This is a genomic window from Frankia sp. R43, assembly GCF_001306465.1.
Lineage (GTDB): Bacteria > Actinomycetota > Actinomycetes > Frankiales > Frankiaceae > Parafrankia > Parafrankia irregularis.
On record NZ_LFCW01000015.1, the window covers coordinates 46,446 to 58,678 of the forward strand.

The following is a 12,233-nucleotide window of genomic DNA, read 5'->3' on the forward strand; positions in this document are numbered from 1 at the left end:
TGTCGTCCACTGCAGAGACGGTCGCCCGCCCAGACGGGTGACGGGTGACGGGTGACGAGCGGTTCGCGGGCGCGAAGCGTCGCCGTCAGCGCGTGGTCTGACAGAGCGCGCTGGCGACGCGCCGGAGATCGATATGAGCACGACAGACGAGATGCGAGTGCTCACCCATGAGAGGAGAAGCTAGGCCACCGACCTCATATTGTCAACAAGTTCGGTGTAGATATGGGCAAATCTCCGGGGTGTGCGGTCAGCCCCGCGCCGGTGCCAGCGGCGCCGCGCCCAGGCCCGCGACCGGCCCGTCCGCGGGGAGAGCGCCGGCCCGCCGGCGGTAGGACGACGGCTTCTCCCCACAGTGCTGGGCGAAGGCCCGCGCGAACGCGCTCGGGTTCTCGAAGCCCACAGCCGTGGACACCTCGAGCACCGACAGGTCCGGGTTCGCCAGCAGCGCCATCGAACGCAACAGCCTCGCCTGCAGGACGTAGTGCCGCCACGACATGCCGAGCGTGGCCTGGAACTGCCGGCGCAACGTCCGCTCCGACACGCCGACCGCACGGCTGACCGCGCCGACGGAGGCGGAGTCGAGATGCGTCTGGGTGTAGGCGATCGCCGCCGCGACGACGGGGTCGGACGTCGTGGGCAGGCTCAGCGGAGCCTCATGGTCCAGCGCCTCCGCGACGAGATGACCGAGGGTCCGGAAGAAACCCTGTGCCACCGGGTCGTCGCCGGCACGGGCGATCGGCCAGCGCAACGCATAGATCATCATCTCGCGGATGAGGGTCGGCACGGCGATGATGCGCGCACGGTCACCCGGCCGCGGAACCAGCCCGGGATCGAACAGGACGGAGATCGTCCGGGCGGTCGGGTTGAGCGTCGCCTGATGTTCCAGGCCCGCGGGAATCCAGGCGGCCTGCTGCGGCGGGAGCAGATAGTGTGCGCTCTCCGTCTCCACCTCGACGACGCCGGCGACGGCGTACTCGATCTGGTGCAGGCTGTGCGAATGCCAGCCGGTTACCAGGGCGGTGCCGTCGTGCAGGTAGCTGCCGGCCAGCGCGTGGCCCCCTCGGCGCATGTCGATGACGCCGATCCTGGCCGGTTCAGCAGCTCTGTCAGCCGAATAGACGGTAGCGGCCACCCGGGTAAGAATAGGCGACCCGGGCCGGTGGTGAAGGCCGAATTCCCGGCCACGCGGGTCTGCCGGGCCCGCCGGGCCGGCGCCCCGGGCCGGCCGAAGTCCGTCGGCCACCCACGGCACCGATCAACACCGGCCTTTCCGTCGTCGACTCGGGCCGGCGGCATCCCTGATCATGTAGCGAGAGCCGGAAGAGGCTCACTATGCTGGGCGGATGCCTGGCCTGCCAGCATCCAGAAATCAAGCGATCAGGCATCGCGTTCGATGCGTCCGGCGGATCGGAGCGCGCCCGGCACCATCGGCGGACGCGTGCGGATCGCCGGCATGAGTTCAGGACAACGCCGCCAGGGGAGCGAGGAGTCCGGGACCCGTACAGCCCTGCTCGACGCGACTGCCCAGATCATGCTGGATGAGGGGTACGCCGCCGTCAGCTCCCGGCGGGTCGCGGCCCAGGCCGGGATCAAGCCCGCCCTCGTGCATTACTACTTCCGGTCGATGGACGATCTCTTTCTGGCCGTGTTCCGGCGCGGTGCGGAGGCGAACCTGGCTCGGCAGCAGGCGGCCCTGCGCGAGCCGCGCCACCTGTGGGCCCTGTGGGAGATCGACATCGATCCGCGTGGGACCGCGCTGCTCACCGAGTTCATGGCACTCGCCAACCATCGCAAGGCCATCCGCGCGGAGATCGCGGCCTACGCGGAGCGGTTCCGCGAGACGGAACGCGCCGCGCTGGCAGCGGCCCTCGAGGCGCGGGGCGGTGCTCCGGCCGAGATCGACCCGCTGGTGGCGACCCTCTTCATGACCGGCATATCGCGCATCCTGGTCATGGAACGTGCACTGGGAATCACCATGGGCCACCAGGAGACCCTGGAACTGGTGAACCTGTGGCTGGAGGCGCTGGATCCGGCCGAGGAGCACTGACCGGGCCGTTCCCGCCGTCCCGGCGCTCCTGACGGTCCCGGCGCTCCTGACGGAAGCGGAGCACGGTGGTCAGGGCCAGTGCCACGGCTGCGCCGAGGAACGGGAAGGACGGCGGGACGTAGCGGTAGTCGAAGCCCGCGGTGGCCGGCGGCAGCAGCAGCGCGAGCAGCGCGACCCCGGCCAGCAGCAGCAGTGGTGCGCGCCTGGTCCGATCGCGGACCGACAGGACCAGGCCGGCGAACGCGGCCAGCAGCGCGATGCCGATCGCCGGCGCGGGCACCCGGACGTCACGCTGATACGAGACCAGCCAGCGGGCGGCCGGGGAATGCACCGTGGTGGCGAATTCGCCGCGCTCGTAGGCGCGCATGTCGACTGCCTCCCGGTCCTTGCCCTGCAGGGGAATCGTCGCGGAGGCGAAGAGGTACCGCTGGGCCACCATCCGGCTCGGATAGTCCGCCAGACGTGATTCGAAGGTGCGCCTGAAGTCGTGGGCGACGGTGCGAAGGTAGTCCAACGGCTGCCGGGTGATCGCCGCGGTGGCGAACTGGCGCGCCAGTTCCTCCTTCTCCGGGCTGAAGGTCTCGCCGGGGACGTCGAACAGCGGTGTGTCGCCGTGCCAGATGTAGTTCGACGGCTGCTGCCGCTCGCCCACCGGCTCGGCCGGGCAGAGAACCCGTAGCTTCTGCGGCGGGTCGATCACGGCGCAGTCGGCGAACGTCGCCGTCCGGGAGTAGAGGAAGATCCCGGTGCTGCCCGAGATCGCGAATGTTCCGTGCTCGGCCTTGTACCAGCCGCTGTAGGCGGCCAGCGGCAGTGTCAGGGCCACCGCGAAGACGCCGACGGACCGCCAGCCGGGCCATCTGGCCACCAGCCACAGCGCCGCGACCAGCGCCAGGGGCAGGCCGACGGACCTGGTCACCGAGGCGGCGCTCAGCGCGAGGCCGGCGCCGAGCGCTCCCAGCACACCCACCCGGCGGTTCCAGAGCAGGCACATGACAGCGCCGAACAACAGCGCGGTGAAAAGCGTCTCGGACAGCACCATGTGTTCCAGCGCGATCTGGTAGGCATCGAACAGCTGCGGCACGGCACCGCCCGCGGCGAGCCAGGCCGGGCTGCGCAGCCGCAGCAGCAGCAGGTAGATTCCGACCCCGACGGCAAGCCCGATCAGATGCTGCGCCAGCACCACCAGCTCAAAGCTGTGAAACGGGAGGAAAGCCCGCAGGAACATGCTGTAACCGGCTGGCCGGACGACATAGGGCTCGGGGCGCAGGGCCACGCCGACATAGTCGTAGCTGTCGTTGAACCAAAGCGCCGGTCGATATCCGAAAACCGCGGCCAACCGCACGGCGAGAGCACCGAGAAAGAGCGCTGCAAACAGGCAGTGCCACCAGCCGCCGGTGCGGCCCCAGACACCCTTTGACGCGCCCCCGCGGCGCACCGCGCGGTGCTTTGGACGATGGGTGGAGGCGTGCCCGGGCACGGTCCGGAGCGTAGCGTTCCCGGCCAAAGACAGCAAATCCGGGCGAGACTGCCACCAACCGACACCGACTACCGTCAGCTACCCGGCCCAGCACGCTCCGTTTTGCACCATTCCACACCGTTGTGCACCGTTGCGCACCCGAGGTATCGGCTCCGCACCGAGGCACCGGCCCGGAGCGGGCGCGCCGGACACCCGACGACCGCCCCCCAGGCATGAATCGTGGTGCGCGACCAGACCACGCCAGGCATCGGACAGATGACGGATCAGCTGGCGAGGATTGGGCCCCGGATCGGGCGAACCAACGGCGCGTGAACATTTTCGGACCGCGCCACCCCTTTCCCGGGCGGCCAATAAAAACCCTCCCATGACCCAACTCAACCGACGCACCGTCATCCTCGGCGGGATGGCGGGAGTGGGAACTGCGCTGGCGGGTGTCTCGATCGCCCGGGCCGCGTCCTACCCCTTCACTCTCGGTGTCGCCTCCGGCGAGCCCACCGCGGACGGATTCGTTCTGTGGACCCGTCTCGCGCCCAGTCCTCTCAACGCGGACGGACTCGGCGGAATGTCGAGCGCCAATGTCACCGTGGAGTGGCAGGTGGCGACCGACCAGTACTTCACCACGCTCGCCGCCAGCGGATCGACGACCGCCGTCCAGGCCTGGGCGCACAGCGTCCACGTCGAGGTCAGCGGTCTGCAGCCGAACAGCGAGTACTGGTACCGGTTCCGCGCGTCGGGCCAGATCTCCCCGGTGGGCCGCGCCCGCACCGCGCCGGCCGTCGGCACCAGCCCCACGCTGAAGATGCTGTTCGCCTCCTGCTCGCACTACGAGGCCGGCTACTTCACCGCCTACCGCCGGATGGCCGAGGAGACCCCGGACCTGATCCTGCACCTCGGCGACTACATCTACGAGGGTGGCGCCGGCAGCTCCGGCGTGCGCACGCACCAGCCGAGCGCGGAGATCACCTCGCTGGCGAACTACCGGGTGCGGCACGCCCTCTACAAGACCGACGTCGACCTGCAGGCCGCGCACGCCGTCGCACCCTGGATCCCGGTGTGGGACGACCATGAGGTCGAGAACAACTACGCGAACCTCGTCCGGGAGAACTCCACCCCCGCCGGGGACTTCACGGCCCGGCGGGCCGCCGCGTACAAGGCGTACTACGAGCACATGCCGCTGCGCTCGGCGCAGATCCCCGTCAGCCAGAACATGCAGCTCTACCGGCGGCTGCGCTGGGGCAGCCTGGCCACCTTCCACATGCTCGACACCCGGCAGTACCGCGACGACCAGGCCTGCGGCGACGGCACGCAGGTCTGCGCGGACGCCGATCTCGCGAGCCGCACGCTGACCGGGGCCACGCAGGAGACGTGGCTGCTCAACGGCCTCGGCCAGCACCTAGGCACCTGGGACATCATCGGCCAGCAGGTCTTCTTCGCGCAGCGGCTGAGCTCCGCCGCCGGCGCGAAGAGCATGGACGCCTGGGACGGCTACACCGCCAACCGCGGCCGCATCCAGGCCGGCTGGCAGGCCACCGGCAACGACAGCGTCGTCGTGCTCACCGGGGACGTCCACCAGCACTGGGCCGCGAACATCATGGACAACTACACGACGCAGAACCAGGTGATCGGCACCGAGCTGGTGACCACCTCGATCACCTCCGGCGGTGACGGCACCGGCGCCGGCACCGGCCTGTCCACCCTGAACCCGCACGTGAAGTTCAACTGGAACCGCCGCGGCTACGTACGCACCGTCACCACCCCCGCCCAGATGACGGTGGACTTCCGCGTGCTCAACCAGGTCACCGTGCGCGGCCTGGCGGTCAGCACGGCGCAGAGCTACGTGATCCAGGCCGGGAACCCCGGCCTCCAGACGGTCTGAAGGGGGCAGCGATGCACAGGCGCAACACGCGCAACAGGCGCATCACCCGGGTCGCGGTCATCGGCACCGCGGCGACGGCCGCCCTCGCCGGCATGCTCGCCGGCCCGCTCACCGGCACCGCGCTCGCGGACGGGACCACGACGGCCGACGTCACCTGGACGGTCGCCAACACCGACGCCACCGGCGACCAGGACACCTCGGAGGTGTCCGCGACCCGCAACGGCTACACGGCCGTCGTCTGGGAGGACGACCGCGACACGACCGCCCCCGAGGACACCCTGCACACCGAGGTCTACCTCCGTCTTTACAAGGACGGGACGTCCCTGTACGAGAAGCAGCTGTCGACGGGTGGCAGCGGGAACTGGCGGCACGTCCAGCCCGACGTCGCCCTGCACGACGACGGCACCGCGGTGGTCATCTGGGCGGAGGACCCGGACGGCAACGGCTACTACAACATCACGGTCCGCGCGGTGAACACCGCCGGCACGGTGACCGGATCCGCGCAGGCGAACGCCGACTCCACCGGGCAGCAGCTCAACGCGCACGTCGCCGCGGACCCGGACACCGCCGGCTTCGCGGTCGCCTTCGAGGACGTCCAGACCGGCACGGAACCGACGGTGCGCCTGTCCGGGTACGCGTCGATCTCGTCCAAGACCTACGAGGTCCAGGTGAACACGGCCGGCGGCACCCACCACCGGCCGGACGTCGCCCAGGACGCCGTCGGCAACGCGATCGTGGTCTGGGACGAGGACGGCGACGGCAACGGCTCGTACAACGTCGGGCGCAAGGTGTACACGCCGTCGGGCGGGGTGAAGGTCGCCCAGACCATCGCCAACGTGGCGACCGCCGGGGACCAGGACCGCCCGTCGGTGGCGGCGAACTTCAACGGTGACTACGTCGTCGCCTGGGAGACCACGCAGAACGGCACCGCGCAGGTCGGTGCCCGGTCGTTCAGCGCGGCGAACGTGGCGGGCCCGGAGGTCATCCTGCCCGGCGCGGACCCGCAGGCCGGCATCGACGACCAGCGGCGCGCCGTGGTCGCCTGGGCCCAGGGCGCCGACGTCTACGCCCAGGGCCTCAACGTGGACGGCACCAGCACCGGCCGGCTCCCGCAGCTGCGGGTGCACACCACCATCGCCGGCAAGCAGGACGAGCCGGCGCTGGGCGTCAACGCGTGGGGCCAGATCGTGATCGCCTACACCGACGACCACGACGGCAACACCTTCGACCAGGTGTACCTGGGCACCGGGCTGGTCAACAGCACCTGGTAGCGGCTGGCCGGGGCGATCAGCTCAGCCAGGCACGGTTCGGCTCCGGTGGGTCGTCGCGTACGGCCCACCGGAGCCCGCACCGCCGCTCGGCGCACCGCCGCTCGACCCGCGTCACCGCTCGACCCGCATCACCGCACGACCCGCATCACCGCACGGTGGCGAAGGCCCGCCGGCAGTAGCCGATCAACTCGCCGGCCGCGGGATTTCGCTCCGCACGCCAGACCAGCGCGAGCACCGCCGGGACCGTCATATCCGTGATCGTCACGGCGGTGAGCCGGGCGCGGTGCCCCGCGATCATCGATTCGGCCATGACCGCCACCGCGAGACCCCGGATGGCCAGCGCGGCCAGTGCGTCCGGCGCGCTGGCCTCCAGGGCGATCGTCGGCCGGATCTCCTGGGCCGCACAGTGCTGGTCGATCATCGTTCGCAGGCCGGTACCGGCGGGCAGGCACACCAGCGGGTGTTCGCACACCTCGCGCAGCAGGACACCGCCGCCCCGGAGGGCCAGCGGGTGCCCGGCGGGGACCGCCGCGACGAGACGGTCCCGCACGACCACGCAGGCGTCGAGCCCGTCCGGCGCCGGCGCGGCGCCGGCCAGGCCCACCAGCGCCGCGTCCAGCGCCCCGGCGCGCGTCTGCTCGATCAGATGGTCGGAACGGTCCTCCCGCACGGTCAGCTCGATCCCCGGACGCGCCTGATGGAAGGCGGCCAGCGCGTCGAAGAGCGGCTCCAGGGTGCAGCCGGAGATCATGCCGAGGGCCAGCCGGCCGCGGACCAGGCCGGTCACCTCACCGACCGTGTGGCCCACCGCGCTGGCCGCGGCCAGGGTGGCGCGAGCATGCTCCAGCGCGGCCCGGCCGGCCGCGGTGAGAGCGGTCACCCGCCCTGACCGGTCGAAGAGGTCAGCGCCGAGCTCCCGCTCGAGCTGCCGGATCTGCGCACTCACCCCCGACTGGCTGATCCGCACCCGCTCGGCCGCGCGGGTGAAGCTCCGTTCCTCGGCGACCGCGACGAAGTACTCCAGCTGCCGCAACTCCATAACCAAGGATTCTAGATCCTAGAAGAATCATCCGTTGGACTTCTGATTCCCAGCACGAGAACGTTACGGCCAGGGGCTCCGATCCCCGACTCGCCGACGAGGAACGCAGGTACCGCCATGCGCAAGTGGTTGCCGCTGCTGACAGTCTGTCTCGGAACGTTCATGCTGCTGATCGACGTCACGATCGTGAACGTCGCCCTGCCCGACCTCGTGACCGACCTCGGTGCCTCGCTCAGCGCGCTGCAGTGGGTCATCGACGCCTACGCGCTGTCCCTGGCGGCGCTGCTGCTCGGGGTCGGCTCGATCGCCGACATCGTCGGGCATCGCCGGATGTACATCGCGGGGCTGGGGCTGTTCGCCGTCTCCTCCCTGCTCTGTGGCCTCGCGCCCGGGCCCGGCACCCTGGTCGCCGCGCGCGCGGTCCAGGGTGTCGGTGCGGCGGCGATGTTCGCCACGACCTTCGCCCTGCTGAACAGCTCCTACACCGGGCGTGACCGCGGCACCGCCTACGGGGTCTGGGGGGCGGTGTCCGGCGCGTCCAGCGCGGTCGGGCCGATCCTCGGCGGGCTGCTCACCGAGGGCGTCTCCTGGCGCTGGATCTTCTTCGTGAACCTGCCGGTCAGCGTGATCGCGATCGGCCTCTGTCTGACGGCGCTGAGTGACACCCACCCGCCGCGGCGGGTCCGCGTCGATCTCGGTGGCATCGCGACGTTCACCGGCGCGGCCGGTGCCCTGACCTACGCGCTCATCCGGGCGAACGAGGACGGCTGGTCCGACGCCGTGGTCTGGTCACTGCTCGCCGCATCCGCCGTGCTGCTCGCCGGATTCGTCGCCGTCGAGGCCCGGGTACGCGAGCCGCTCTTCGACCTGGCGCTGCTGCGCGACCGGCGGTTCGTCGCGGTACTGCTCACCGGCCTGCTGCTGACCTTCGCCGCCTTCGCGGCCTTCACCTACTCCTCCATCTGGCTGCAGTCCGTGCTGGGCATGGGCCCGCTCGGCGCCGGGCTCACCGGGATTCCGCTCTCGGTCGCCGCGTTCGCCGTGTCCGCCGGCCTCGGCCGCATCCTGCACGAACGGCGACCCGACCGGGTGATCTCCCTGGGTCTGCTGCTCATCGGCCTCGGCGCGCTGCTCGTCGCCGCGCTCGTCCACGGATCGGCACGTTGGCCGGCGCTGCTGCCCGGCTTCGCCGTCATCGGCCTCGGCGTCGGCCTGGTCATCCCGATTCTCGGCTCGGTGTCGATGTCCTTCGTTCCGCCGCAGCGTGGCGGCATGGCCGCCGGCGCGGTCAACACCGCCCGCCAGCTCGGGTACGCCATCGGGATCGCGGTGCTCGGCAACGTCTTCGCCGCACGCGCCCACGCCATCCTGGCCGAGCGGGACGTCCCGGCCGCGGCGCAGGTCGCGCACACCGTCGCCGGTGGGGGAAGCCGCCAGCTTCTGGGCGCGAGCGAGCCCACCGCGCGGCAGGCGCTGGACGGGGCCCTGCACGCGGCCTCCGTCGGCGCGCTCCAGATGACCTTCGTCGTCGCGGGCACCGTCGGCGTCGTCGCCAGCCTCGCCGTCGCCTACCTGATGCGTCCGCACGGCGGCGGTGGCGGCGGTGGCGGCGCGGGGTCCGTCCCGGCTCAGGACCACGCAGCCGCGATCGGGCCCGCGGCGACGCCGGCCACGTCCTGACTTGCCCCGTTAGCTGCGCTTACACTCTTGTCTCGCCAATGGGGGTAGACGGCGGGGGGTGTCGGCCATGCGCCGGCTCGGTTCGCATTACGTTCTGAGCGAGCGGCTCGGCCGCGGCGCTACGGGTGAGGTCTGGCGCGGCGAGCGGGAGGCGGACGGCACGCCGGTCGCCGTCAAGATCCTGCGCGCCGAGCTGGCGGACGACGACGAGGTCGTCGACCGGTTCCTGCGGGAACGCAGGGTCCTGCTCGCCTTCGACCATCCGCATCTGGTCAAGGTCCGCGATCTCGTCGCCGAGGGCGGGACGCTGGCGATCGTCATGGACCTGGTCGACGGGGTCGACCTGCGTGGGCACCTTCGCCGCCACGGTCCGCTGGAGCCGGCAGAAGCGGTGCGGCTGACCGCCGAGGTGCTCGACGCGCTGGGCGCCGTGCACCGCCAGGGGGTGGTGCACCGCGACGTCAAACCGGAGAACATCCTGGTCGACACCACCGACCCGGGCCGCCCGCGGGCCATGCTGACCGACTTCGGGATCGCCCGGCTCGCCCACGGGCCGGCGATGACCCGGCTCACCGGGCTGATCGGCACCCCCCGTTACATGGCACCGGAGCTCTCGGACGGCACCCGCGCCACCCCCTCAGCGGATCTCTACAGCCTCGGGGTCGTCCTGTACGAGCTGCTCAGCGGCCGGCCCCCGTTCGACGCGGAACACCCGATCGCGATGCTGCGCGCGCACCTGGAGCAGACGCCCGCGCCCCTCGACGAGCTGCCGGGCACGCTCTGGCCCACCCTCGCCCGCCTGCTCGCCAAGACGCCGGCCGACCGGCCGGGCACCGCCGGCCAGGCCCGGCTGGAACTCACGACCGCGCTGCCGGGGGCACCGACCACCACCACTGATCCGAACAGTTCGGATGAACCGGTCAGACCAGACAGCCTGAACGATCCGGACGCGACGATGATCTCCACTGGCGGATCGGGCCCAGCCGGGAAGACGGCAGCCGACGCAGCCAGGGCAACCGACGCAGGCAGGGCAACCGAAGCAGCCGGGGCAACCGAGCCGCCCATCTCGGACGAAACGATCATCTCGCCGCGGCTGACCACCCCCCTGCCCGCCACGTCCCCACCCACCACCGCCCAGCCCGCCACGGCCCTGCCCGCCACCGCCGATCCCACGCTCAACACTCTTCTCTCCCCAGTGATCGGCAGCGGCTCCCCGGCGCCGACCGACAGGCCGGCGGACGGCGGCGCGGCCCCGATCGGCGCGGACGCGGAGTCGAAGGACGCCTCCCCCGCCCCGGTTCCAGTCGCAACCTCGGGCCGTACCCGTCCCGGATGGCCGGTATGGGTCGGGGTCGCCGCCGCGGCGGCGGTGCTCATTTCGGCCGGGTCATGGGCCCTGGCCGCGGCCGGTGGCGGGGGCGGCGACCAGGGCAGCAGCACCGCCGCCGTGGTGAACCCCCTGGCGTCGGCAGGGCCCGGCAAGCCAGCGACAGCGACCGGTACAGCGGCGACGACGACAGCCACGTCGGCGGCAGCGAACGGTTCGGGGACCGCCTCGCCATCCGGGGCGCCGTCTCCGTCCGCGACGACGGACGTCGCGACCGCCGGTCCGGGTCCGACCAGGGAAGCGGTCCCCCAGCCTGCTCACCAGACCCAGCCGAACCAGGCCAACCAGCCCACCGCGCAGCCGCCGGCCCAGCCCACCGACGACGGGCGCGGCACCGTCCCGGGGGTGGTCGGCCAGACGCTCGACGGCGCCGCGGCCACCCTGAAACAGGCCGGCTTCAACAACCTTCCATACCTGTACAACTGCTACGGAGGCTCCGCCGGGCGGGTGGTGAGCCAGAATCCGTCCGGCGGCACGCGCCTGGACCGCTCCGCGCCGGTGCGCCTGCAGGTCGAGGCGAACAACTGCGCGAAGGTGCCCGACGTCCGAGGGCTGTCCCTCAGCGCGGCCGCCGCCGCGATCAAGCAACGAGGCTTCAACAACATCCCTTACATATACGAATGCCTCGGCTCGACAGCCCTGCTGACGGTCATCACCCAGTCCCCGGCCCCCGGGACCGACCTGGTCATCTCCCAGCCCGTCGAGCTCCACCTGCAGGCCAACAACTGCTGATCCCGGCCCTTTGCCTGACCGAGCCGGTCGTCGCCGACCCGTCAGTCCGCCTGGCAGCTGAGTGACCGCAACGGCTGCGCCGCCGTTGCCGCTTCCGAGAAAGAAGTGAGGATTCTGGCTGCCACAGCAACCGAAATCCTCACTTCTTGCGGATCGTAAAGCGACCCGCGCGTCCCATTTGTCGCTATTGACGGGAATTGCTGGCGCTTTCCGGCGCAGGATTCCAATCGGGGCCGGTCGATCCAGCCGACCGGGCCGGCGTTGGCGAGCCAGTCGAGCCGTCAGCCGGCGTGGCAGCAGACCTCGAGCTCCATGCCGTCCGGGTCGCGGAAGAACAGTGACCACTCGGCGCCGAGGCGCTGGATCTCCCCGATGTCGGCGCCCAGCTCGCGCAGCCGGTCACGGGTCGCCTCCAGGGTGGCCAGGGAGTCCACCGCCAGGCCGAAATGGTCGATGGGCCCCCGCCCGCCGATGCGGCGCCGCTCTCCGATGATCTCCTCGGCCGGCACCTCGAAGACGTTGAGCGCGGCACCCCCGCCGAGGTCGAGAATCGCCATCCGAGGGTGGCCTTCTCGCGCCGCCATCTCGAAGGTCACCACGGCTTCGAACGCGTCGGAATAGAACTTCACAATATTGTCAAGATCGGCTGTAAGCGTGGCGACGTGGTTGAATCCCGCGGTGGTTGGCACTGCGTCCTCGATTCACTCGGAACACCGGCTTC

The 12,233-nt window shown here is 71.1% G+C and carries 9 protein-coding genes; 5 read left to right on the forward strand and 4 right to left on the reverse strand.

Annotated elements, in window-relative coordinates; all coding sequences use genetic code 11:
- Positions 1–247 precede the first annotated feature (247 nt).
- Positions 248–1,069: a helix-turn-helix transcriptional regulator gene (locus tag ACG83_RS39615; protein WP_054571388.1), complete on the reverse strand. Its 822-nt coding sequence runs from the start codon at positions 1,067–1,069 to the stop codon at positions 248–250.
- Between the two features lie 384 nt (positions 1,070–1,453).
- On the opposite strand from ACG83_RS39615, the gene ACG83_RS39620 reads away from it, so the two are divergent.
- Positions 1,454–2,047 carry a TetR/AcrR family transcriptional regulator gene (locus tag ACG83_RS39620; protein WP_054571456.1) on the forward strand — a complete coding sequence of 198 codons (594 nt, stop codon included), beginning with the start codon at positions 1,454–1,456 and terminating at the stop codon, positions 2,045–2,047.
- Here ACG83_RS39620 and ACG83_RS39625 read toward each other — a convergent pair.
- Positions 1,971–3,485 (reverse strand): hypothetical protein, encoded by a 1,515-nt coding sequence (locus ACG83_RS39625; RefSeq protein WP_235498484.1) that lies wholly within the window; start codon positions 3,483–3,485, stop codon positions 1,971–1,973. The two genes, ACG83_RS39620 and ACG83_RS39625, sit on opposite strands and share 77 nt — an antisense overlap.
- A gap of 406 nt (positions 3,486–3,891) precedes the next feature.
- Here ACG83_RS39625 and ACG83_RS39630 point away from each other — a divergent pair, with 406 nt between their 5' ends.
- Both ACG83_RS39630 and ACG83_RS39635 read left to right on the forward strand, forming a co-directional pair.
- Positions 3,892–5,403, forward strand: a complete 1,512-nt coding sequence (locus ACG83_RS39630; RefSeq protein ID WP_054571390.1) for an alkaline phosphatase — start codon at positions 3,892–3,894, stop codon at positions 5,401–5,403.
- Positions 5,404–5,414: 11 nt separating this feature from the next.
- The gene (locus ACG83_RS39635) at positions 5,415–6,674 is read left to right on the forward strand and encodes a hypothetical protein (protein ID WP_054571391.1); all 1,260 of its coding nucleotides are present in this window, start codon (positions 5,415–5,417) and stop codon (positions 6,672–6,674) included.
- 145 nt (positions 6,675–6,819) lie between these two features.
- On the opposite strand, the gene ACG83_RS39640 is transcribed toward ACG83_RS39635, so the two are convergent.
- On the reverse strand, positions 6,820–7,713 hold the full coding sequence (locus tag ACG83_RS39640) for a LysR family transcriptional regulator (protein ID WP_054571392.1): 894 nt from the start codon (positions 7,711–7,713) through the stop codon (positions 6,820–6,822).
- 117 nt (positions 7,714–7,830) lie between these two features.
- Here ACG83_RS39640 and ACG83_RS39645 point away from each other — a divergent pair, with 117 nt between their 5' ends.
- Both ACG83_RS39645 and ACG83_RS39650 read left to right on the forward strand, forming a co-directional pair.
- Positions 7,831–9,393, forward strand: a complete 1,563-nt coding sequence (locus ACG83_RS39645) for an MFS transporter (RefSeq protein ID WP_054571393.1) — start codon at positions 7,831–7,833, stop codon at positions 9,391–9,393.
- 67 nt (positions 9,394–9,460) lie between these two features.
- Entirely contained in the window at positions 9,461–11,512 is a 2,052-nt protein-coding gene (locus ACG83_RS39650; RefSeq protein ID WP_054571394.1) for a serine/threonine protein kinase, read from the forward strand.
- Positions 11,513–11,793: 281 nt separating this feature from the next.
- On the opposite strand, the gene ACG83_RS39655 is transcribed toward ACG83_RS39650, so the two are convergent.
- Positions 11,794–12,201 carry a VOC family protein gene (locus ACG83_RS39655; RefSeq protein ID WP_054571395.1) on the reverse strand — a complete coding sequence of 136 codons (408 nt, stop codon included), beginning with the start codon at positions 12,199–12,201 and terminating at the stop codon, positions 11,794–11,796.
- Positions 12,202–12,233: the final 32 nt, after the last annotated feature.

What these genes read in the sequence shown, in the direction of transcription:
- ACG83_RS39650 (WP_054571394.1), top strand. Translation starts at nt 9,461, where the DNA reads ATGCGCCGGCTCGGTTCGCATTACGTTCTGAGCGAGCGGCTCGGCCGC.
- ACG83_RS39635 (WP_054571391.1), top strand. Translation starts at nt 5,415, where the DNA reads ATGCACAGGCGCAACACGCGCAACAGGCGCATCACCCGGGTCGCGGTC.
- ACG83_RS39640 (WP_054571392.1), bottom strand. Translation starts at nt 7,713, where the DNA reads ATGGAGTTGCGGCAGCTGGAGTACTTCGTCGCGGTCGCCGAGGAACGG.
- ACG83_RS39645 (WP_054571393.1), top strand. Translation starts at nt 7,831, where the DNA reads ATGCGCAAGTGGTTGCCGCTGCTGACAGTCTGTCTCGGAACGTTCATG.
- ACG83_RS39615 (WP_054571388.1), bottom strand. Translation starts at nt 1,069, where the DNA reads ATGCGCCGAGGGGGCCACGCGCTGGCCGGCAGCTACCTGCACGACGGC.
- ACG83_RS39630 (WP_054571390.1), top strand. Translation starts at nt 3,892, where the DNA reads ATGACCCAACTCAACCGACGCACCGTCATCCTCGGCGGGATGGCGGGA.
- ACG83_RS39620 (WP_054571456.1), top strand. Translation starts at nt 1,454, where the DNA reads ATGAGTTCAGGACAACGCCGCCAGGGGAGCGAGGAGTCCGGGACCCGT.